Annotated in this window: 22 protein-coding genes; 5 read left to right on the top strand and 17 right to left on the bottom strand. The window is 69.8% G+C overall.

Features of this window, described 5'->3' with window-relative positions; all coding sequences use genetic code 11:
• Positions 1-14 precede the first annotated feature (14 nt).
• The 6 genes from C5B96_RS01565 to C5B96_RS01540 all read right to left on the bottom strand — a co-directional run bounded on the left by C5B96_RS01565 (position 15) and on the right by C5B96_RS01540 (position 5,901).
• Positions 15-1,541, bottom strand: coding sequence for a GMC oxidoreductase (locus C5B96_RS01565; RefSeq protein ID WP_104242246.1), 1,527 nt, complete (start codon positions 1,539-1,541; stop codon positions 15-17).
• A complete protein-coding gene (locus tag C5B96_RS01560) occupies positions 1,538-2,332 on the bottom strand; it encodes a TIM barrel protein (RefSeq protein ID WP_104242244.1) in 795 nt (264 codons plus the stop codon). The genes C5B96_RS01565 and C5B96_RS01560 overlap by 4 nt, the downstream gene beginning before the upstream one ends.
• Before the next feature lie 52 nt (positions 2,333-2,384).
• On the bottom strand, positions 2,385-2,756 hold the full coding sequence (locus tag C5B96_RS01555; RefSeq protein ID WP_104242242.1) for a nuclear transport factor 2 family protein: 372 nt from the start codon (positions 2,754-2,756) through the stop codon (positions 2,385-2,387).
• Between the two features lie 5 nt (positions 2,757-2,761).
• Positions 2,762-3,598 carry a carbohydrate ABC transporter permease gene (locus C5B96_RS01550; RefSeq protein ID WP_104242240.1) on the bottom strand — a complete coding sequence of 279 codons (837 nt, stop codon included), beginning with the start codon at positions 3,596-3,598 and terminating at the stop codon, positions 2,762-2,764.
• Between the two features lies 1 nt (position 3,599).
• Positions 3,600-4,454 carry a carbohydrate ABC transporter permease gene (locus tag C5B96_RS01545; protein WP_233188928.1) on the bottom strand — a complete coding sequence of 285 codons (855 nt, stop codon included), beginning with the start codon at positions 4,452-4,454 and terminating at the stop codon, positions 3,600-3,602.
• Between the two features lie 151 nt (positions 4,455-4,605).
• Complete coding sequence (locus C5B96_RS01540; protein ID WP_104242236.1) at positions 4,606-5,901, bottom strand: ABC transporter substrate-binding protein; 1,296 nt, start codon at positions 5,899-5,901, stop codon at positions 4,606-4,608.
• 224 nt (positions 5,902-6,125) lie between these two features.
• Between C5B96_RS01540 and C5B96_RS01535 the strand changes: the two genes are divergently transcribed.
• A complete protein-coding gene (locus C5B96_RS01535) occupies positions 6,126-7,067 on the top strand; it encodes a LysR family transcriptional regulator (protein WP_104242234.1) in 942 nt (313 codons plus the stop codon).
• A gap of 18 nt (positions 7,068-7,085) precedes the next feature.
• Here the strand turns inward: C5B96_RS01535 and C5B96_RS01530 are convergent, their stop codons facing one another.
• From C5B96_RS01530 to C5B96_RS01520, 3 genes are all read right to left on the bottom strand, one after another.
• On the bottom strand, positions 7,086-8,561 hold the full coding sequence (locus C5B96_RS01530) for a DUF6379 domain-containing protein (protein WP_104242232.1): 1,476 nt from the start codon (positions 8,559-8,561) through the stop codon (positions 7,086-7,088).
• Positions 8,562-8,587: 26 nt separating this feature from the next.
• Positions 8,588-9,892, bottom strand: coding sequence for a DUF6379 domain-containing protein (locus tag C5B96_RS01525; RefSeq protein WP_104242230.1), 1,305 nt, complete (start codon positions 9,890-9,892; stop codon positions 8,588-8,590).
• A gap of 95 nt (positions 9,893-9,987) precedes the next feature.
• Positions 9,988-10,755 (bottom strand): IclR family transcriptional regulator, encoded by a 768-nt coding sequence (locus C5B96_RS01520; RefSeq protein ID WP_104242228.1) that lies wholly within the window; start codon positions 10,753-10,755, stop codon positions 9,988-9,990.
• 176 nt (positions 10,756-10,931) lie between these two features.
• Here C5B96_RS01520 and C5B96_RS01515 point away from each other — a divergent pair, with 176 nt between their 5' ends.
• Positions 10,932-11,666: a CoA transferase subunit A gene (locus tag C5B96_RS01515; RefSeq protein ID WP_104242226.1), complete on the top strand. Its 735-nt coding sequence runs from the start codon at positions 10,932-10,934 to the stop codon at positions 11,664-11,666.
• A gap of 16 nt (positions 11,667-11,682) precedes the next feature.
• The gene (locus tag C5B96_RS01510) at positions 11,683-12,348 is read left to right on the top strand and encodes a CoA transferase subunit B (RefSeq protein ID WP_104242224.1); all 666 of its coding nucleotides are present in this window, start codon (positions 11,683-11,685) and stop codon (positions 12,346-12,348) included.
• A 56-nt stretch (positions 12,349-12,404) separates the two neighbouring features.
• On the opposite strand, the gene C5B96_RS01505 is transcribed toward C5B96_RS01510, so the two are convergent.
• From C5B96_RS01505 to pcaH, 8 genes are read right to left on the bottom strand one after another with little or no spacing between them, the layout of a single operon-like run.
• Positions 12,405-13,574, bottom strand: a complete 1,170-nt coding sequence (locus C5B96_RS01505) for a thiolase family protein (RefSeq protein ID WP_104242222.1) — start codon at positions 13,572-13,574, stop codon at positions 12,405-12,407.
• 19 nt (positions 13,575-13,593) lie between these two features.
• On the bottom strand, positions 13,594-14,226 hold the full coding sequence (locus tag C5B96_RS01500; protein WP_104242220.1) for a 3-oxoacid CoA-transferase subunit B: 633 nt from the start codon (positions 14,224-14,226) through the stop codon (positions 13,594-13,596).
• Positions 14,223-14,960 carry a 3-oxoacid CoA-transferase subunit A gene (locus C5B96_RS01495; protein ID WP_104242219.1) on the bottom strand — a complete coding sequence of 246 codons (738 nt, stop codon included), beginning with the start codon at positions 14,958-14,960 and terminating at the stop codon, positions 14,223-14,225. Before C5B96_RS01495 ends, C5B96_RS01500 begins: the two co-directional genes overlap by 4 nt.
• Positions 14,957-15,382 carry a 4-carboxymuconolactone decarboxylase gene (gene pcaC / locus C5B96_RS01490; RefSeq protein ID WP_104242217.1) on the bottom strand — a complete coding sequence of 142 codons (426 nt, stop codon included), beginning with the start codon at positions 15,380-15,382 and terminating at the stop codon, positions 14,957-14,959. The genes C5B96_RS01495 and pcaC overlap by 4 nt, the downstream gene beginning before the upstream one ends.
• Positions 15,379-16,194, bottom strand: a complete 816-nt coding sequence (locus C5B96_RS01485; RefSeq protein WP_104242215.1) for an alpha/beta fold hydrolase — start codon at positions 16,192-16,194, stop codon at positions 15,379-15,381. Before C5B96_RS01485 ends, pcaC begins: the two co-directional genes overlap by 4 nt.
• Complete coding sequence (locus tag C5B96_RS01480; RefSeq protein ID WP_233188927.1) at positions 16,191-17,684, bottom strand: lyase family protein; 1,494 nt, start codon at positions 17,682-17,684, stop codon at positions 16,191-16,193. The genes C5B96_RS01485 and C5B96_RS01480 overlap by 4 nt, the downstream gene beginning before the upstream one ends.
• Positions 17,674-18,234, bottom strand: a complete 561-nt coding sequence (gene pcaG / locus C5B96_RS01475; RefSeq protein WP_104242213.1) for a protocatechuate 3,4-dioxygenase subunit alpha — start codon at positions 18,232-18,234, stop codon at positions 17,674-17,676. Before pcaG ends, C5B96_RS01480 begins: the two co-directional genes overlap by 11 nt.
• 2 nt (positions 18,235-18,236) lie before the next feature.
• Positions 18,237-19,052 (bottom strand): protocatechuate 3,4-dioxygenase subunit beta, encoded by an 816-nt coding sequence (gene pcaH, locus C5B96_RS01470; RefSeq protein WP_199176517.1) that lies wholly within the window; start codon positions 19,050-19,052, stop codon positions 18,237-18,239.
• A gap of 115 nt (positions 19,053-19,167) precedes the next feature.
• Between pcaH and C5B96_RS01465 the strand changes: the two genes are divergently transcribed.
• Entirely contained in the window at positions 19,168-19,920 is a 753-nt protein-coding gene (locus C5B96_RS01465; protein ID WP_104242211.1) for an IclR family transcriptional regulator, read from the top strand.
• Between the two features lie 84 nt (positions 19,921-20,004).
• Positions 20,005-21,198, top strand: coding sequence for a 4-hydroxybenzoate 3-monooxygenase (locus C5B96_RS01460; RefSeq protein WP_104242209.1), 1,194 nt, complete (start codon positions 20,005-20,007; stop codon positions 21,196-21,198).
• The last annotated feature ends 106 nt before the right edge of the window (positions 21,199-21,304 follow it).

Raw genomic sequence — 21,304 nt, 5'->3', positions numbered from 1 at the left:
ATAACCGACATAAGTCATCCAGCCAGCTGGGCCGCGATGTGCCGGGCTCCCCGCACGGCCAGGGCGACGCTGGTGAGGGTCGGGTTGCACGCCGTCGACGTCGGGATCACGCCGTTGCCGGCGACGTGCACCCCCGCCGCTCCCCAGACCTCGCTGTTCGTGTCGCAGACGCTCTCACCGTCGTCGTCGACGCCCATCCGCGTGGTGCCCTGATAGTGCAGCGACGACCCCAGCGGCATGCGGAACGAGCGCTCGTCGAGAGGGTCGCCCACGGCCCGCCCGAGCACGAGGATGCGTTCGGCGGCGCGCGCGAAGACCTCACGGTCCCTGTCGGTGAGGGTGTACCGGATGCTCGGCACGGGCATCCCGTAGGCATCGACGTCGTCGCCGCTGAACTCGACCCTGTCGCTGGCCTGCAGGTCTTTGGCGCAGAACAAGCCGAGCCCGACGATCGAACCCGGAGTGACCGGATCGTCTTCGGCCAGCGGCACCGGAGATGCGTCGAGCTGCATCACCTGCCCGTGGAAGGGTTGCTCGTCGGTGAAGGGCACCCAGGTGACGCCGCTGTACTCGCCGAGCCCCGTCGAATTGCCCGCGGCCTCGACCCCCTGCCCCGCAGCAGCCACATCGCGCAGCCGCGTCGCGAAGACGATCTGGGCCTGGTCGTTCAGCCAGCGGCCGAGCGCCTCCGGCCGGATGCCGGAGGCCCAGAGCAGCTGCGGGCTGCGGATCGCGTCCCCCGCGACGACGACGAACCGTGCCGCGATGTCGACGGTGTCGCCCGTCTGCAGGTCGCGCACGGAGACACCGGCTGCCCGGCCGTCGTCGAGCAGGATGCGCGTCACGAGAGCTTCGGGAAAGAGCGAGAAGTGCGGGTTCTCCGTGCTGGCGCGGCCGAGCACCACGTCGGAACCCGACCACACCAGGTTGCCGTCGTCGCGGCGGTGCACGGCCAGCGGCATCCGCTGCACCCGGTCCTCCGGCTGGCGGCCCTCGTCGACGACGGCGGCCAGCCGACTGCGCACGATCTCGGCGAACGGCGAGCCGTCGAACGCATCGGTGGTGACGCCCAGCAGCCGCTCCGCCTCGTCGAACAGGTCGTCGAGGTCGGGCAGGAAGGTGATGCGCTCGGAGCCGCGCGGCCGCGGGCAGGCACCCGTCCAGTGCGAGGCCATGCCGCCGACGTTGGTCGACATCGCCGCGACCGGCAGGCCGTCTTCGCCCTCGGCCTGGTAGCCGCGTTCGAGCAGGTGGGTGCCGGGTCGACCGCTGCGCTGGCCCGCCTTCACGGCGCCGGGAGAGGTGACCGTCTCCGCCGATGAGCTCGGACCCTGCGATGCACGCTGCGCCCTGCCGCGCTGTTCGAGGTCTGCGATGTTCTTCACGTGCGCGCCGGGCGGGTCGGAGACGACGGGGCCGGCTTCGAACATGGCGATGGTCGCGCCCGGTGCGCTCTCGCTGAGAATCCGGGCGTAGGCGGCACCCGTCGGCCCGCTGCCGACAATGGCGACGTCGACGAGGCCGGGAAAGCGGCCGGTCATGCGTTCTCGACCGCCCGGGTGATGAACGCCGTCGAGGCGACGCTCTCCTGGGTGGGGTAGTACTCGAGGCCGATGGGGCCGTCATACCCCGACGCCCTCAGGTCACCGAGGCGTGCGGGCCAGTCAATCGCGCCGGAGCCCGGCTCGCCACGGCCGGGCGCATCCGCGATCTGCACGTACTTCACGGTGTCACCCGCCCCAGCGAGTTCGGCGGCGACGTCTTCGCCTTCGACGGTCGAGTGGTAGAGATCGTACAGAATGCCGAAGAAGGGCGAGTCGACACCCCGGGCGACGTAGGCCGACTCGGCGGTGCGGTCGAGCAGGGAACCGGGATGATCGACCCGCACATTCACCGCTTCGAGCACGAGCGTGATGCCCGAACCCTCGATCTGCGCGGTGGCGCGGGTGTAGATGTCGATCAGCTTGTCGAGCTGCACCTGACGCTTGCTGCCACCGAAGCCGGTGCCACTGCCCACCACGAGCCGCGGGCAGCCGAGCTGCTGGGCGATGGCGACGCCCTCGTCGAGATGGGCGAAGAACGGGCTGTCGTCGAACGGCGGGATCATGAACTGCGTGCGCGGCTCGGAGAGCTGAGCGGTGAGCTGCAGGCCGGTCTCCTCGAGCGCCGCCTTCAGCGCAGGCACATCTTTCGGCTTCGTGGGCGCATCGATGCCGGTCGGGCCCCACATCTCGACCGCGGTGAACCCGGCAGCCGCAGCCGCCCGCACACGGTCGTGGTACTCGGGCACTTCGGTGAAGAGCAGTTCGATGTTCGGGGCGAGTTGGTACACGGGTGTCTCCTAGTGATGGGTGGTGCTGGTGAGGCAGAGCAAAAGTCGGTGGTCAGAACATCGGATGCCGGCTGACAGACGCCTCGGGCACCTGCTGCAGAACATCCCAGTGCTCGACGATGCGGCCGTCTTCGAAGCGGTAGAGGTCGGCCACGGCGGTGTCGGGGCGACCCGGGCCGGAGGCCCTGACGTGCACCATGGCGAGGTCGCCCTCGACGATGGTGCGCTGGATGTCGAAGCGGGAGTCGGGCGATCCGTCGAACTTGGGCGTGAGGCCCTCGATGGCCGGTCCCGGCCCGTCGGGCAGGCCGGGGTTGTGCTGGATGTAGTCGGGCGAGACCAGGAAGTCGAACGCCTCCCGCACACGCTTCTGCGAGTAGAACAGGTCGCAGAAGGTCTCGAACGCCTCGCGGTTGCCGGTCATCCCGCTCAGCCCTTGAGGCCGCCGGCGAAGCCCTGGATGAAGCGCTTCTGGGCGAACAGGTAGAAGGCGAGGATCGGGATCATCGAGACGATCACGATGGCGAAGATGACGTTCCACTTCGAGACCAGCGACCCGATGAAGTAGTACATCGACACCGGGAGCGTCTGGTTCGCCGAGCCGCCGAGGAAGATCAGCGCGGTGAAGAAGTCGTTCCAGACGATCAGGCCGCAGAGGATGGCGACCGTTCCGGTGGCCGGGGCCAGCAGGGGGAACACGACGCGGAAGAAGATCTGCCCGCGGCTGGCGCCGTCGATGGCCGCGGCCTCCTCGTACTCCGTGCCGAGGCCCCGGAGGAACCCGGCATAGAGGAAGATCGCGAGCGGGAGCAGCATGCCGGTGTAGAGGAAGATCATGCCCCAGACCGAGCCGGTGAGGCCCACGGTGCGGGCCCCGATGTAGAGCGGCACGGCACCCAGCTGGGCCGGCAGAACGATCGCGATCAGAAAGAGGTAGTAGGCGAGCCTGCCCCACCGCCTCGTGCTGCGGGCGATCACGTAGCCGGTGAGAGAACCGAGGATGATGAGCCCGACGATGCTGCCGGCGGTGATGATCACACTGTTCATGAGCCCGAGCAGAATGTTCGACTGGCCCGACGCCGAGAGCAGCGAGCTGAAGTTGTTCAGGGTGGGGTTCGCCGGCAGTGCGAGGGGCGACGAGGTGTAGACCTCGGCGTCGGGCTTCAGCGCCATGGTGATCAGAAAGTAGAAGGGGAGCAGGAAGACGATCGCCAGGATCCAGACGCCGATCTCCCGCAGGAGGCTGCCCGAGGTGTACCGGAACATGTCAGCTCTCCGTTCCGCGCGTGACGCGCTGCTGGATGACGGCGAAGACGAGGATGATCGCCGAGAGGATGAGGGCGAGGGCGGCGCCGTAGCCGAAGTTGGCCAACGAGAACGCCTGCTTGTAGACCTGCGTGGCCAGCGTCTCCGTGGCACCGGCCGGCCCGCCGTTGGTGAGCGCCATGATCTGGTCGAACACCCGTAGGCCGTTGACGATGCCGAGCGTGGTGCTGATCGCGACGGCCGGGCGGATGGCCGGCAGCGTGACGTGCCGGAACCGCTGCCAGAGAGTGGTGCCGTCGATGGCGGCGGCCTCTTCGACCTCCACCGGCACACCCGCGAGCCCGGCCAGGTAGATGACCATCGCGAAACCCGTCTGCTGCCAGACGATGACGATCAGAACCGCCCAGATCGCGAACGAGGGGTCGCCCAGCCAGGTCTTCTGCCACGACTCGAGACCGACCGACTTCAGAATGGCGTTGATCGGCCCGTTGTAGTCGAAGATGAACTTCCAGATGTACGAGACCGCGAGTGGGCTGAGCACCACCGGCATGAAGAACAGCACCCGCAGCACGTAGCGGGTCTTGAGCGTGCGGTTCAGTGCCAGGGCGATGGCGAGCCCGATGATGTTGACGATCACGACCGACCCGAAGGCCAGCAGCAGCGTGTTGCCGAGCGCCAGCACCTTCGTCGGGTCGGCGAGGATCTTCTGGAAGTTCTCCAGCCCCACCAACTGGAACGAGCCGATGCCCGTCCAGTCGGTGAAGGCGAAGAAGCCGCCGACGCCGGTGGCGACGTAGTGGATGGCGAGAACGACGAGCACTCCGGGGAGGGCCCACCACCAGTGGCCGAAACCCACGACCCCCCGAGCGCGCCGGGCCCGGCTCAGTCCTTCCGGGCCCGGCGCACCGCGGTGCGCCCGCGCTGGCTTCGTCGTCTTGGTGTCTGAGTGCATCGTTGCAGTCATTGCTTACCCATCGGTCGGTCGAACGTGCGCGGCGTGGTCGCGCCTACTGGTCCCAGGCGGTGTCCATCGACGCGAGCACTCCGTCGACGGTGGTCTGGCCGGTGAGCAGGCCCTGAACGCCGGTGCCGAGGGCGTCGTAGACCGACGAGTTCGGCCAGCCCGTGTTCGGGAAGGCGACGTAGGCGTCGTTCTTGAAGATGTCGGCCACGGGTTCGTAGTTGGTTCCCGTGAGATCGAGGTCGTCGAGACCGGTCACCGGGAGGGAGCCCTGGGCGTCGGCGAACTGCTTGGACTGTGCAGGCTGCGCCATCCACTCGAGGAACTTCTTGGCGGCGTCCTTGCTCTTCGAGGCCGCGTTCAGCGACAGCGAGTAGTTCGCGCTCGCCAGGCCGAAGGCCTTGTCGCTCGACGTCGCCGGCGGGAAGGCCTCGACCACGTAGGTGTTGCCTGCCGCCGCGCGAGCGAGGTCGGCGGCCGCACCGCTCGGACCGAACATGGTCAGCGAGGTTCCGGTGGTGATGCCGTTCGTGATCGCGTCGAAGCCTGCGCCCTCAGCGCCGCCCTGGAAGCATCCGGCGTCTTTCATGTCGACGATGGCCTGCAGGCTGTCCTTCCAGCCCTGCGTGCCGGCGAAGGTCGTCGTGCCGGCGGTGCGCTCATCGTTCCACTTCGGGTCTTCGGCGTACACCCGGGTCGCGGCGATCGACGAGGCGAGGGCGCCCGTGTTGGGGCCCGCCGCGCCGGCGAGCACGAACATCGACTTGCCGCCGCTCGCTGCGACGGTCTTGCAGTCGGCCAGAACGCCGTCGAAATCCGTCGGGAAGCTGGTGATTCCCGCTGCCGTGGCAGCGGTCTGGTTCAGGATGTTGCCGACGAACGAGATGCTGAGGGCCTGGCCGTAGGTCTTGCCGTCGATCTGGAACAGGTTCTCGTTGCCGCTCGGGATGAGGGCGGTCGCGCTGTCGTCGAGCGGCTCGAGGAATCCGGCCTTCGCGAGGGTGATGATGCCCTGGCCGGCGCCGCTGCCGGGCTGGCTCTCGATGACATCCGACCCGTTGCCGGCCTGGAACTGGGTGCTCGTGGTCTGGCTGAACGAGTCGTTCGGCACGGCGTTGAGGGTGATGGTCACACCGGGGGTGGCGGCCATGTAGGCCTTGGCGAGTGTCTCGAAGGGGCTTTCGACCCCGGTCGAGACGGCGTAGGAGAGGGAGAACGACTGGGAGTCGCTGGTGCTGGATCCGGAGTTGCCTGAGCAGCCGGAGAGAACAAGGGCGCCGATGGCGAGAGGGGCGGCGAACAAGCCGATCCGTTGTGCATGAGAGCGACGGTGCTGTGTCATGAGGGAGCCTTTCTGACTTCGTTGTCGGGTGCACGATCGTGGTACAACCGGGCTATCGCCTCAGTATCACAGGGATGTGTCGGAATTGCACATAAGTCTTCGCTATAGCCGACATAACCCCTCACGGGCCGCCGGTGCATCTGAGAGGCAGATGTGAGCTCGGTCACACATCACCGGCATTGATAGAGTGCTGTCACCTTCTCCGCCCGAAAGGCCACGACGACGTGCCTGATGCCTCCCCTCTCTCCCGCCTCGACCTGAACCTCCTGGTCTCGCTCGACGCGCTGCTCACCGAGCGGAGCGTCACCCGGGCCGCCGAGCGCCTGCACCTCAGCCAGCCCGCTCTCAGCGCGTCGCTCTCCCGCCTGCGCCTGCACTTCAACGACCCCATCCTCGCCCGGCGGGGCAACGCATACGAGCTGACCCCGCTCGCCCTCCGGCTGATCGAACACACGTCGACCACCCTCGAGTCGGCACGGCGCGTGTTCGAGAGCCAGGCCACGTGGGCGCCGACGGAGTCGGTGCGCGAGTTCTCGATCTACGGTTCGGACTACGGTTTCGTCACCATCGGCAAGGTGGTCTCCGAACTGGCCGCCGAGCGCGCCCCCGGCGTGCGGTTCCGGTTCATGCTGCACAACCCGACGATCGTCGAAGACGCCTCGAACCGGCTGCGGGCCGTCGACGGGATGGTCATCCCGCACGGTCACCTCACCGACCTGCCGTTCGCCGATCTCTGGCACGACAGCTGGACGGCGATCGTCGCCGACGCGAACGAGCAGGTCGGCGACGTGCTGACCATGACCGACATGGACTCCTCGCCCTGGGTCATGACCTTCCAGTCGCGCTCCGCCTACACCTCCGCCGCCCGACAGGTACAGCAGCTCGGGGTGGAGCCGACCATCGCCGTGGTCGTCGAGAGCTTTCTCTCGATGCCCCACTTCATTGCGGGCACGAACCGCATCGGGCTGATCCAGTCCGCGCTGGCCCCGCTCGTGCTGAGATCGGGCGGGGTGCGCGCCGTGGCACTGCCGTTCGAGGCGACGCCCCTCGTCAACGCCCTGTGGTGGCATCCGGCCCACAGCAGCGACCCCGAGCACACCTGGATGCGCGCGCTGTTCCTCGAGGCCGGCCGCATCGTCGAGCAGGGCGCGCACCACGGCGAGTGAACCCGGCCGACCGCCGATCTAGGCCGGCTGGAGGGAGCGCATCGTGCGGCGGATGAGGTCGTGCTGGCGCCGAACCAGCAGCAGCGGATCGACCTCGCCGATCTCGGCGAAGGCGTGCCCCTCCCACTCGCTCGACCAGTAGCCGCGGTAGCCGCCCTCGACGAAGACGCGCACGAGTTCGGGGTAGTCGATCGCCGGCTCGTCACCGTTCTCGTCGATGTCGTAGAACTTCGCATGCACGTGCATGATCTGCGGCATGATGTCCGACCACTCCGCCGGGGCGACGTGGCCGTGCATGTTGAACGCCAGGTGCGCGAACGAGCCGAGCCGACCGGGGTCGAAGTCGCGGCCCTGCAGATAGCCGATGAACTCCTGCTGGCGGTCGCGCATCGGTGCATCCGTGGCCCAGATGGCCTGCAGCCTGTCGAGAGCCTGGGCATCGAGGCCCGCCCGTTCGACGGCACGCAGGAGCGTCGGGGACATGCTGTGCATGGTGGCCGAGAAGTCGGCCACGAAACCGAGCAGGGGCGAGTCGAGTTCGGCGTAGACCTCCCGCACCTTCAGGATCTCGGGGGCGTTCGGCCCCATCGGCGCGTGGATCTCGTAGGCGAGTTTCAGGTCGAGCTCCTCGGCGATGGGCAGCAGGCGGCGAAGCAGCTGGGGCTTCGCGCTCTGGATGCGCACCAGCGGGAACCCGAGCCGCTTCGCTCCCCTGAAGAGCGTCTCGCTGAACTCGAACTCCTCGTCGGGAGTCATGTCGCGGTCGCGGCGGCGGCCCATGTCGAGGTTGGCGCCGAAGGAGCTCTCGTCGAATCCGTGCTTGTCGAACGCTGCCCGCCAGGTGCGCACGAAATCGTCGGAGACCGCCGGGTAGGTCGGCAGTACCTGAGATGCCACGATCTCGACGCCGGGCCCGATGCCGAGCTCCGCCACGCGGTCGAGCAGCCCCTCGAAGTCGAACCAGCCCGCGCGGAACTCCGCACTCGCCGAGTAGAGCGTCAGGCCGAGCTTGAACGGGTCTGCGTCGGTGGCGGGAGGCGGCGGCGTCACATCCGACACGAGAGCGGGATGCGGGGCATCCGACTCGCGCACCTCGAGCTCGAGGGTCTGCCGCACGACGTTCGGCACGTACATCCCCGGCCCGCCGTCTGCGCCCGGCGCGATCTGCATGTAGGGCAGGCGCAGTTCGCCGAAGACGGTGACCTCGTGGTGCTCGCCGACGGCGAGGGGCTGCTCGTCGTGAACGATGAGCAGCGGGTGCTGCTGCAGGTACCAGAGCACCTCGCTCTGGGCGGAGAGCTCAGAGACGGTGTACCGGGAGCCCTCGAGCTCGAAGACCAGGTCGCTCTCGGGAATCTCCCGACCGTCGAGGCTGACCTTCAGCGTGGAGACCGACGACAGCCACAGGCTCCGGTACCAGGGAATGGTGAGCAAGAGGGCGAACCCCTCCGGGTGCGTTCGCAGGCTGGCGTCGTCGATGAGTCCGTTGGGCATGATCGTTCTCCTGGTGTGGATCGGGCTCAGTCGAGCGTGTCGGTGATGCTGCGGATGAGGGAGTGCTGGCGGCGCACCTGCTCGATCGAGCGCCAGGGCTCGCGCACACCCTCGTACTCGCTCGACAGGTAGCCGGTGTAGCCGGCGTTCTTCAGCGCCTGCAGAACGGGTCGCCACGGAATCTGCTTGTCGTCGAGGTTCTCGTCGATGTCGTGGAACTTCGCCTGCACGAAGACCACGTACTCCGCCACGTCGGCGAAGTCGGCAGGGTCGACGCCGATGCCGTCGAGGAACGCGGGCCGCGTCTCGCGGGTCTCGCCCGGGCCGAGCGGGATGGGCCGGTCCTGGAAGATGCCCGTGTCGATGAGCAGGCCGAAGTGCTTCGTGCCGGTGCGGCGGATGAGGTCGATGTAGTCGTCGACGACAGGGTGGTGGATGGGTGTCGGCGAATGGATCTCGGGGCAGATGATCACATCGAGCTCGTGTGCGAGGTCGAGCGAGCGCTCGACGGACTCCGTCCAGATGGGGTCGGGAACGAGGTCGCCCGACACGACGCCGATCTTCGGACGCACGAAGCGGAAGCCGAGATCTTTGGCGAGCCGCAGGTCACGCTGCAGAGTGGCGGCGCCCTCCTCGGCGGTCATCGGGCGGGCGTGCGGCCCGCTCGAGTGCAGACGGGTGTCGATCCACGAGCCGTAGTTGGTGGGCTGGAGGCTGTACTTCTCCAGCAGGCGGAACCATTCGTCGCGCCAGGCGGTGCTGGGCTCCGGGTAGTTCGCCACGTGCCCCTCGCCGAGGATCTCGACACCCGTCGCACCCACGTCGGCGACGGCGGCCAGCGCCGTCTCGAGGTCGAGCACCGTTCCGAAGTCCCCCATGAAGCTGTAGAGCGAGACGCCGTACTGGAAGGTACCCGCGCCACCCTCCGGCGTCAGCGTGACGTGCTTCGACACCCGGTAGACCGAGGGCTGGTGCTCCTCCGGCACGTACGACATGCGCAACCGCAGCTCGATCGAGACCTCGTGCACGCCCTGCGGCAGACCGCCCTCGAACGGCACCGTCACGACGGCGGCGTCTTCGAGTTGCCAGCGCAGGCCCTCGCTCTGCCACAGGCCGTCGAGAGTGAGGGTCTGGCCCCCCAGGGTCCAGAGCGGTACGTCGGCGGGAACGTCGACGAGGTCACCGACCAGCACCGCCACCCCGTCGATCAACGACGCCGCCATGCCGCGGTACGACGGCATCCGGAGCCGGAACTGAAAGCCGGTCACCCGGTCGCCCTCCCGCACATTGCGGAATCCGACGGACTGGATGAGGTCGCGTTCGAGAAGCATCGTCGCTCATTTCTGCAGGGGGGTGGGTCAGTGACGACCGTAGCACGCTTATGTCTGATACGCACATAAGTTGGTTCGATGTGCACTGATGAGGCTCACCGTTCGGCGAGTCGCCGCCCCACCTCGTGCGCCTGGTCGAGCAGCAGCCGGCCCAGTTCGGGCTGGCGCTCGGGTCGGAACCGCGACTCGATCCCGGTGATCGAGAGCGCCCAGGCGGGTCGACCCGACGCATCGAAGACCGCGGCAGCCATGCCCCAGCTGCCCTCGAGGATCAGGGCCGGATTCACCGCGTAGCCCGTCTCCCGCGTCGCGCGGATGCGATCGCGGATCTCGGGCGCACTGTGCCGCGGGCCCCATCGTTCGGTGAGCGCCGCCCCGGCGAGGTAGTCGTCGACCTCGGCCCCAGGCAGGAACGACAGCATGGCCAGCCCGGCCGATGCCACCCCGAGCGGAAACCGCACCCCCTCGAAGAGCACGAACGAGCGAACGGGAAAGCTGCCCTCTTCGCGCAGCAGGCAGACGGTCTCCGACCCCCGCCGCGCCGAGAAGAAGGCGCTCTCGCCCGTCTGCTGCGCGATCAGCCGAACGCTCTCGCGCGCCGCCTCCGTGATGTCGTAGCGATCGGCCGCCAACGAGCCGAGCAGGTACAGTTCGGGCCCGAGGAACCAGCGGCCCCGTGCGGTGTCGTGGTCGACGAAGCCCTCTGCGGCGAGGGAGGCGAGCAGGCGGTACGTGGTGGGCCGGGTGAACCCGGTGGCGTGGGCGGCCGCTGCGGCAGTGAGGCCCTCCGGATGCTCGGAGACGGCTCGCAGGATGCGGCCCACCCGCGAGACGAGCTGGGCTCCGCGCACCGGGTCAGCCATCGAGGTGACCTGACTTGTCCATATCGTGAGCATACGCGCGTCGCGCATCCAGAGTGCGAGTCAGTTGCCATGTATGTGCTTAGCGGGCTTTGACAGCGCGGACCACCGCTCCTAGCGTCGGAGTCACGCCGTGCATGGATCACCACGTGGACACAGATCGGCCCGAAGGAGCGCCCATGTCGAAGCTGTACTCGCGCATCGCAGAAGCGATGGCCGACACCGTGCACGACGGCGCCACCGTCGCGGTCGGTGGCTTCGGCCTCTCGGGCAACCCGACCGACCTGATCGAGGCTCTCCGCGAGACCGGCGCCCGCGATCTCACGATCGTCTCGAACAACATGGGCGTCGACGGCCAGGGCCTCGGCATCCTGCTCGAGAACCACCAGGTGGCCAAGGTGATCGCTTCGTATGTGGGCGAGAACAGGCTGTTCGCCCAGCAGTACCTGAGCGGCGAGCTCGACGTCGAGTTCGCACCCCAGGGCACACTCGCCGAACGCCTGCGCGCAGGAGGTGCGGGCATCGCCGGCTTCTACACGAAGACGGGCGTCGGCACCCCGGTCGCCGAGGGCAAGCAGCTCGCCGAGTTCGACGGAGAGACCTTCGTGCTCGAACGCGGCATCGTGGCCGACGTCGCCCTCGTGCACGCCTGGCGGGGCGACACGGAAGGCAATCTGCTCTACCGGCACACCGCACGCAACTTCAACCCGCTCGTGGCCACGGCCGGTCGGCTCACGATCGCCGAAGTCGAACAGGTCGTCGACGGCTACCTCGACCCGAACGCCATCGTCACGCCGGGCATCTTCGTGCAGCGCCTCGTCGTGTCGACCCCCCGCGAGAAGGCCATCGAGCAGCGCACCACCCGGCCGCGACCCGCAGTCGCCGACAGCACGCCGCCCACCGCGGTCACCTGACGAGAAGGAGAGCACCATGCCCTGGACCCGCGACGAGATGGCCGCGATCGCCGCCGCCGAGCTCCGCGACGGCGAATACGTGAACCTCGGTATCGGCATCCCGACCCTGGTCGCCAACCACCTGCCCGACGGGGTGCGCGTCACCCTGCAGAGCGAGAACGGCCTGCTCGGCATGGGCCCCTTCCCCTTCGAAGGCGACGAAGACGCCGACCTCATCAACGCGGGCAAGCAGACGGTCACCCTGCTTCCGGGTGGCAGCTACTTCGACTCGGCCACGAGCTTCGGGATGATCCGGGGCGGCCATGTCGCGATCGCCATTCTCGGGGCGCTGCAGGTCGCGGGCAACGGCGACCTGGCCAACTGGACCATCCCCGGCAAGCTCGTGAAGGGCATGGGCGGCGCGATGGACCTCGTCGCCGGCACGCCGCGCGTCGTCGTCATCACCGACCACGTCTCCAAAGACGGCAGCCCGAAGATCGTCGCCGAGTGCGACCTGCCGCTGACCGGAGCGGGTGTGGTCGATCGCATCATCAGCGACCTCGCGGTCTTCGACATCGACGGCGGGGCGGCCGTGCTGCGTGCTGTCGCACCGGGAGTGAGTGTCGACGAGGTGCGGTCGAAGACCGGTGCCGCCTTCACGGTCGACCTCGACGCGTCGCTCGCCGAGGCGGCAGCGTCGTGAGCGCCGTCTGATCCGGGTCTTCGGAGGCGCCGGGCTGGGGCGGGGGCCGGGCCGGGTCAGCGTTCGAGGACGAGGGCGAGACCCTGGCCGACACCGATGCAGATCGCGACGACGGCCACACCGCTGCCGCGGCGGGCGAGGTCGTGGGCGGCGCGGGCCACGATCCGGCCACCCGAGGCGCCGAGGGGATGCCCGATGGCCAACGCACCGCCGTGCGGGTTCAGCTTTGCGGGGTCGAGGTCGGGCCAGCCGGCGAGGCAGGCGAGAGACTGGGACGCGAACGCCTCGTTCAGCTCGACGACATCGACATCGGCCCAGGTGCGGCCGGCGCGGGTGAGCGCCTTGTTCGCGGCCTCGATCGGAGCGATCGGGAAGTCCTGCGGGTCGACGCCGTGCATCGCACGACCCGCGATCCGCGCCAATGGTTCACCGTCGAGCGCCCCCTCGGCGGCGACGAGCACCGCAGAGGCGCCGTCGTTGATCGAGGAGGAGTTGCCCGCCGTGACACTGCCGTCGGCTGCGAACAGCGGCCTCAGCGCTGCCAGCTTCTCGATCGTGCTGCCGTCGCGGATACCCTCGTCGCGCGCCAGCGGCGCGCCGGGCACCTGCACGATCTCCCCGGCGAACACCCCGGACGCCCACGCCTCCGCCGCGAGCCGGTGCGAGCGGACCGCGAACGCGTCCTGCGCCTCGCGGTCGATGCGACAGGTGCGGGCGATGTGCTCGGCCGATTCGCCGTTGCTGATGGTCCACTCCGCGGGCAGGGCGGGATTGGTCATGCGCCACCCGATCGACGTGTTCCAGAGCGTCTGGTTGCCGGTCGCGGGCCACGGCTTCGGCGACTTCTCGACGACGTACGGCGCGCGGCTCATCGATTCCACTCCGCCAGTGAGGATCAGGCGCGCGTCGCCCGACTCGATCGCCCGGGACCCCTGGATGACCGCATCGAGCGACGACGCACACAGCCGGTTGATCGTGGTTCCCGTCACGCTCGTCGGAAAGCCCGCCAGCAACGCACCGAACCGGCCCACGTTGCGGTTGTCCTCCCCCGCCTGGTTGGCATCCCCGAACATCACGTCGTCGATGAGGCCGGGGTCGACGCCGGTGCGCTCCACGATCGAGGCCATCACGACCGCGGCCAGATCATCCGGCCGCACGCCCGAGAGGGCACCGCCTGCGCGGCCGAAGGGGGTGCGCACGGCGTCGTACACAAAGCTCGCGGTCATGTCAGCCTTCCAGGGTCAGTCAGGTCAGGTCGAGGGCAGTGAGGCGCTCGAGCTCACCGAGGGTGGTGTCGCCGAAGAGCTCCCGCACGCGGAAGCCGTCGGGTGTGACGTCGAAGATGGCGCGGTCGGTGTAGACGCGGGACACACATCCGACGCCCGTCAGCGGGTAGCTGCACTCGGCGACGAGTTTGGAGGCGCCGTCGCGGGTCAGCAGATCGGTCATCACCCAGACGTTCTTCGCGCCGCTGGCGAGATCCATCGCGCCGCCCACCGCCGGGATGGCGCCCGGCGCCCCGGTTGACCAGTTCGCGAGATCACCGGAGCTCGACACCTGGAACGCCCCGAGCACGCACACGTCGAGGTGCCCGCCCCGCATCATCCCGAACGAATCCGCGTGATGGAAGTACGCGGCACCGGGCAGCGCCGTGACCGGCTGCTTACCCGCGTTGATCAGGTCCGGGTCGACCAACCCCGGCTCGGGAGCGGGGCCCATGCCGAGCAACCCGTTCTCGGTGTGCAGAATGATCTCGAGGCCCGCGGGCAGGTGGTTCGCGACGAGCGTCGGCGCCCCGATGCCGAGGTTCACGTAGGAGCCCTCGGGGATGTCGCGGGCGATGCGCTGGGCGAGTTCTGCCCGCCCGAGGCCGGTCACGAGGTCACCGCCAGGGGTTCGCCGTCGATGTCGACCCCGCCGACGAATGCGCCATCCCGAACCCAGCGGCGGGGGGTCACGGCGACCACACGGTCGACGAAGATGCCCGGCGTCACGACGCACTCCGGATCGAGCGACCCGAGTTCGACGACCTCGTCGACCTGCACGACCGTCGTCACCGCGGCCGAGGCCATCACCGGCCCGAAGTTGCGGGCGGTCTCGCGGTAGACGAGATTGCCCCAGCGGTCGCCGCGGTAGGCGGAGATGAGGGCGACGTCTGCCCGGATCGGGTATTCGAGCACGTACCGGCGACCGTCGATGACGCGCTCCTCTTTGCCTGCGGCGAGTTCGGTGCCGACCCCTGTCGGGCTGAAGAAGGCCCCGATGCCCGCTCCGGCGGCCCGGATGCGCTCCGCGAGGTTGCCCTGCGGCACGATCTCGAGTTCGATGCGGCCGGCGCGATAGAGACCGTCGAAGACCCACGAGTCGTGCTGGCGGGGGAACGAGCAGACCATCCGTCGCACGCGACCGGCGGCGAGCAGCGCGGCGAGGCCACGGTCGCCGTTGCCGGCGTTGTTGCTCACGATCGTGAGGTCGGTCGCGCCCTGCTCGATGAGGGCATCGATGAGCTCGACAGGTTGGCCGGCCCGGCCGAACCCGCCGATCATGATGGTGGAGCCGTCGCGGATGCCGACCACGGCATCCGGAACGCCGGCGACGGTCTTGTCGATCACGCGGTCTCCCCCGGCGCGTCGGCGGCCTGCTCGCCGAACACGCTGCTCGCGATGCGGAAGGCGGTGTTCGCCGCCGGCACACCCGAGTAGATGGCCGACTGCAGGATGACCTCGCCGATCTCCTCGACGGTCAGCCCGTTGCGGAGCGCGGCCCGCAGGTGCATCGCGAGCTCCTCCTGGTGACCGTGCGCGATCAGCGAGCTGAGCACCGCGATCGAGCGCGAACGCCGGTCGAGACCGGGGCGCGACCAGACGTCGCCCCAGGCGACACGGGTGATGAAGTTCTGCCAGTCGGCGGTCAGCGGCGTGGTCGCCGCGGTGGCACGGTCGACGTGCGCGTCTGAGAGCACCGTACGGCGCACGGCCATGCCCTGCTCGTAGCGCTCCGCGTCGCTGAGACCGTCAGTCCCTTCTCGGGTCATGGCGTGGTTCCCTCACTGTTGTGCTCGAAGAAGTCGATCAGGGCGGCCGCGGTGGCGGCGGGCTGCTCGGCGGGCGGCAGATGCGCGGCGCCCTCGATCACCGCTGCCCGGCCGTCGGCGACACCCGCGGCGATCTCGGCGGCCTTCGCCTCGGGCGCGACGACGTCGAGCCGGCCCCAGAGCGCGAGAACCGGCGGGGTGACGGCACCGAGCCCGTCGCGCACGTCGTACTCAGCGAGCGCCTCGCAGCAGAGGGCGTACGACTCGTCGTCGGCGTTCTGCAGGTCGTGCAGCAACCGGCCGGTGAGACGGGGATGCTCGGCCATCGATGTAGGCGCGAACCACCGTGCGGCAGAGGCCACGATGATGCTCGACGTACTCTCGGCCCGCACCTTCGCCGCCCGTTCGCGCCAGCCCTCCGGTTCGCCGAGCTGGGCGCCCGAGGCGACGATGGCTGCGGCGCGCACGCGGCCGCCGTGCCGCAGCATCAGCTCGAGCCCGGTTGCGCCGCCGAGGGAGACGCCGGCATACAGGTAGGAACGGTCGCCGGACGGCCCGGCCGAAGGACCGATCGCATCGTCGACGGCCCGCACCACCGCGTCGGCCAGCTCGGCGACCGAGAACGCCGCGGTGGCCGGCGGCGCCTCGCCATGGCCGGGCAGATCCAAGGCCAGCAGCCGGAAGCGCTCGGCGAGCAGGGGCGCCGTGCTCTGCCAGAGCGCTGTCGACGTGCCGAGTGACGGGCCGAGCACGAGCAGGGGGAGCTTCGGAGCGCCGCCGAGCTCCCGCAGGGCGAGACGGGGAACGGTCATGCGGATGCCCCTCCCGTGGCCCCGTCGACCGCTGCCGTCGCGTCGCCGGTGTAGGCGCGCGGGTCGAGCAGCGCGTCGACGTCCACGTCGGCGGCCTCGGGCAGATCGCGGATGAGCGCGGCCAGCCCCGCTGAAGCGGTATCGGGTGCGGATGGATGGTCGGCACCGGGCCGGGCAGCGGCAGTCTCACCAGCACCGCGCCCGGCGGCGGCGATGAGGGCGGCGACCCGCTCGGCGCCGACGAGCGGGGTCAGCACGATCGAGAGTCGCTCGGCGAGGATGAGGCCACCGGTCGCCGCGAGGTTGCGCGCGACCGCGTCCCGGTCGACCCGCAGCGCCCGGCTGAGGCGGGCCGCGTGGCTGCTTGCCCCGAGGGAGAGCCGCAGCAGCTCGCGAAGCGTGGGCCATTCGGCGTGCCAGGCGCCTGCGGGCCGCTCGTCGGCCGCGAGCGTCGCGCAGAGGTGCAGGGTGGCGGCCAGCTGGGGCGCACGGAGCGCAGCCGAGCGGATCAGCACAGCCGCCACAGGGTTGCTCTTCTGCGGCATTGCCGACGACGAACCGCCGGCACCGGCGGAGAGCTCCCCGATCTCGGTGCGCGAGAGGGTGACGACGTCGCCCGCGAACTTGCCGAGCGCATCCAGCGACTGGGTGAGCGCGTCGGCCAGTTCGGTGACCGGCCAGCGGTCGGTGTGCCACACCGTCTCGGCCGCGTCGAGGCCAAGCGCTTCGGCGAAGCGTGTCGGCAGGGTCGCCGCCGCAGCATCGCCGAGCGCCTGTCGACGCGAGAGCTCGGCGAAGGAGGCCCGCGTTCCCGCCGCACCGCCGAGCTGGGCGGGCAGGCTCAGCCCCCGCAGCCGGGCAGAGGCCCGCCGGATGCCCGTCAGCCAGCCGGCCGCGCGGGCGCCGACCGTGGTCGGCACGGCGTGCTGGGCCAGGGTGCGCCCCGCCGCCACCACGTCGCGGTGCTCGATCGCGAAGGCGGCGAGCGCCGCCTCGGCCTCGGCGAGGGAGGCCAGCACGGTGTCGACGGCCCGGCGGGAGACGAGCATGAGTGCGGTGTCGAGAATGTCCTGGCTCGTCGCACCGCGGTGCACCCACGGCCGGAGCGCCTCGGGCAGTGTCTGCTTCAGCAGCCCGACGAGCGGAATCACCGGGTTGCCCCCGTCGACCGCAGCCGAGGCGAGAGCGCCCACGTCGATTCCGGCCGTGGCGGCACCGTCCCCGGCAGTGTCCCCGACACTGCCCCCGGCACCGTCCCCGGCACTGCCCCCGGCACCGTCCCCGGCACTACCCCCGAATGCCGCTGCTATCGCCTCCGCCTCGGCCGCGTCGAGGGCGCCCACCGCCGACCACGCCCGCACCAGGCCGAGTTCGGCCGCCACCAGAGCGGCGAGCATCGCCTCGTCGGAGACCGCGGCATCCAGACCCACCGCACCGGGCGAGAGCAGACCCCGGTCGAACACGGTCGAGCGCCCAACGTCAGAAGGCAAGGAACACCGTCTCGTTCTCGCCCTGCAGGCGGATGTCGTGTCGCAGGTGACCCTCGGCGGTGCGTTCGGCGACAAGCGTCGCGCGCTCTCCGGGCGCGAGCGCCGAGAGCAGGGGGTCGGCAGCCAGCGCCGCCGCGTTCTCGGGGAGGTAGATGCGGGTGTGCAGTCGGTCGGGCAGCCCCCGCGCGTAGACGATCGCGGCGAAGAAGGCCGCCCGGCCGGGAGCCGCGCCGGGGTTGCGGGTGAAGAACTCGAAGCGACCGTCGTCTGTCGTGAACGCCCGGCCGAAGCCGGTGAAGGTGTGGTCGTCGCGCCGGAACGCCCCCCGCGCCCGCGGCACGCGGCCGTCGGTGTCTGCCCCGAAGATCTCGACGAAGGCGTCGGGCACCGGGGCGCCGGCGCCGTCGAGCACCGTGCCGGCGAGCAGCACAGCCCCCGGCGCGTACGGGTCGACGACCTGGTGCATGCGGTCGTACTCCACGCCGTACGCGAAGAACGGCCCGACGGTCTGGCCGGGCGTCGGCCGCAGGGTGCGATCGGGAACGGCCATCGTCACTCTCCCTCGTTCTCGGGCTCGAACCACGTGGCATCCGGCCCGTCGACGACGATGTCGAAGCGGTAACCGGTCGCCCACTCCGGTGACGTGAGGTCGTGGTCGTAGACGCCGATCAGGCTGTCCCGGTCCTGCGGGCGCCAGATCGTGTTGAAGATCGGATCGAGGGCGAACAGCGGGTCGCCGGGAAAGTACATCTGCGTCACCAGTCTCTGGGTGAACGAGCTGCCGAAGACCGAGAAATGGATGTGCGCGGGCCGCCAGGCGTTGGCGTGGTTCTTCCAGGGGTACGGGCCCGGTTTGATCGTGACGAAGGTGTACTCGCCGGCCTCGTCGGTGATCGCGCGCCCCGCCCCCGTGAAGTTCGGGTCGAGGGGCGCCGGATGCTGGTCGCGCTGGTGGATGTAGCGGCCTGCCGAGTTGGCCTGCCAGATCTCGACCAGCTGGTTCGCCACGGGCCGGCCCCACGAATCGGTGACCCTGCCGCTGACGATCGTGCGTTCGCCGAGCGGCTGCCCCGCGTGCTGGACCGTGAGGTCGCTCTCGATCGCGGCGACGTCGCGCTGGCCGAAGGCGGGCGAGAACAACTCGACCGTCTCGGGGTCGACGAGCCGGAGGTTCTTGGTGGGGTGGCGCAGAATGCTCGAGCGGTAGGCCGGGAAGTCGAAGACGGTGGGGCGGATGCTCTCCCCCGCCTGCTCGCGGCGGCGCAGCTGGGCGTGCAGTTCGCCGATCTCGGCGCTGATCTCCCGCTGCGAGGCCTGGTCGGGAGCAGCCAGCAGCTTCTCGGGAGCGACGGCGGCGTGTGCGGTCACGGTGTCTCCTTCGACGGCTCGGAACGGCGTTCACCCATGTTCGTGCATCGGTGGGTCGTTCCACCACACGCTCCCGATGAATGGGAGGGAGCTTGCCGACGTGCGACCATGGAGCATGGCGAACTCCCCGACCGGCGACTCGGCGACCGAGCGGTTCGTGCGCATCCTCGACACGTTCACGCCGACGCGCACCGTGCAGACGGCCTCGGAGATCGGCCGGCGGTCGGGCCTGCCCAGCTCCACCGCGCACCGCATCGTGAACGAACTGGTCGAGGCCGGGCTGCTCGAACGCGACGAGGAGCGCCGCGTTCGGATCGGGATGCGGCTCTGGGAGCTCTCGACCCGCTCGTCGCACGCGCTCCGCCTGCGGCAGGCCGCGATGCCGTTCATGGAACGCGTGCAGTCGCGGGTGCGGGAACACACCCAGCTCGCCATTCTCGAACAGGATGAGGCGCTCTTCCTGGAGCGGCTCAGCAGCCCGGATTCCGGCGCGAACATCACCCGCGTGGCCGGTCGCCTTCCCCTGCACGCCTCGAGTTCCGGGCTTGTACTGCTGGCATTCGGCACGCCCGACCTGCAGGAGCGGGTTCTGTCGGCGCGGCTCGCCCCGCTCACCCGGGCGACGCTCTCCGACCCGGCCGCCGTTCGCCGCAAGCTGGCCGAGGTGCGCCAGCTCGGGCACGCGATCGCGCCCGGCTACATCGAGGAGGTCTCGACCGGCATCGCCGCGCCGGTGCGCGACGAGACCGGGCGCGTGATCGCAGCACTCTCGGTGGTGCTGCCGCGCGGGGCCGAGCACGACTTCGCCGTGGTGGAGCTGCACCGGGCGGCCGGCGACATCGCCCGGTCGTTGGGCTACCGCTCCTGAGAGCGGCTCCCATTCATCGGGAATGGCTCAGCTGAAGGGGGCGTGCGCTCGCACACTGGCAGCAGCCACGTCGAAGGAGACGCCATGACCGACACCACCTCCACCCGCACCGAACGCACCAGGGTCGCCATCGTGGGGGCCGGCCCGGCCGGCCTCATCCTCTCCCACCTGCTGGCCGAAGCCGGCATCGACTCGATCGTCGTCGACTCCCGCTCGCGGGAGCAGATCGAATCGACCATCCGTGCCGGCATCCTCGAGCAGAACACCGCCGACCTGCTGCGGCGCATCGATCCGGCGACCCGCGTCGACACGGTGGGGCACAGGCACGACGGCATCGAACTGTGGTTCGGGGGCGAGGGGCACCGCATCGACTTCCCCTCGCTGGTCGGCCGGAGCGTGTGGCTGTACCCGCAGCACGAGGTTCTGAAGGACCTGCTCGCCCTGCGGCTCGGCGCGGGCCAGGACCTGCGGTTCGGCGTGACGGTCGAGCGTGTCGACGACGACGGATCCGGGCATCCACTGGTCGCGGGCCGGAACGCCGACGGCTCGCCGCTCGTGATCGACGCCGACTTCGTGGTGGGGGCCGACGGTTCCCGAAGTGTGGTGCGCCCCGTCGTGACCGGATCGAGTGCCGGCGGGTACTTTCGCGAATACCCGTTCGCCTGGTTCGGCATTCTCTGCGAGGCGCCCCCGAGCTCCGATGAGCTCATCTACAGCAATTCGCCGGAAGGGTTCGCCCTGATCAGCCAGCGGAGCCCGGAGGTGCAGCGCATGTACTACCAGTGCGACCCGACGGCCGACCCCGCGGCGCCGAGCGACGCCGAGGTCTGGGAGGCACTGCAGGCGCGGGTGCCGGGCACGACGCTGAACGAGGGCCCGATCATCCAGCGCGATGTGCTCCGCTTTCGCAGCTTCGTGGCACACGAACTGCGCCGCGACAGGGTGGCGCTCGTCGGCGATGCGGCTCACACCGTGCCGCCGACCGGTGCGAAGGGCATGAATCTCGCGATCGCCGACGTCGTGCTGCTGGCTGAGGCTCTGCGGGCGCTGCTGGTCGAGCGGGATGAGCGGCTCATCGACGGCTATGCAGATCGCGCCCTCGCCCGCATCTGGAAGGCGCAGCACTTCTCGTGGTGGATGACCAGCATGCTGCACTCCACCCCCGACGCCAGCGACTTCGACCACCGCCGCCAGCTCGGCGAGCTGCGGAGCGTCGTCGAGTCGGAGGCGGGCCAGACGTACCTCGCCGAGGCGTACACCGGGTGGCCGCTGGCCTGACGGCTGCGCCGCAGTGGGTGCGCGCCGGTGGGTGCGCCCCGGTGGGTGCGCCCCGGGCGTGCGGGTAGCATGACGGCGGGGCGTCTGCGGTGACGGAGGGGAACGC

The sequence above is a fragment of the Subtercola sp. Z020 genome (genome assembly GCF_002931235.1).
Lineage (GTDB): Bacteria > Actinomycetota > Actinomycetes > Actinomycetales > Microbacteriaceae > Subtercola.
This window is presented reverse-complemented; position numbering and strand designations above follow the sequence as displayed.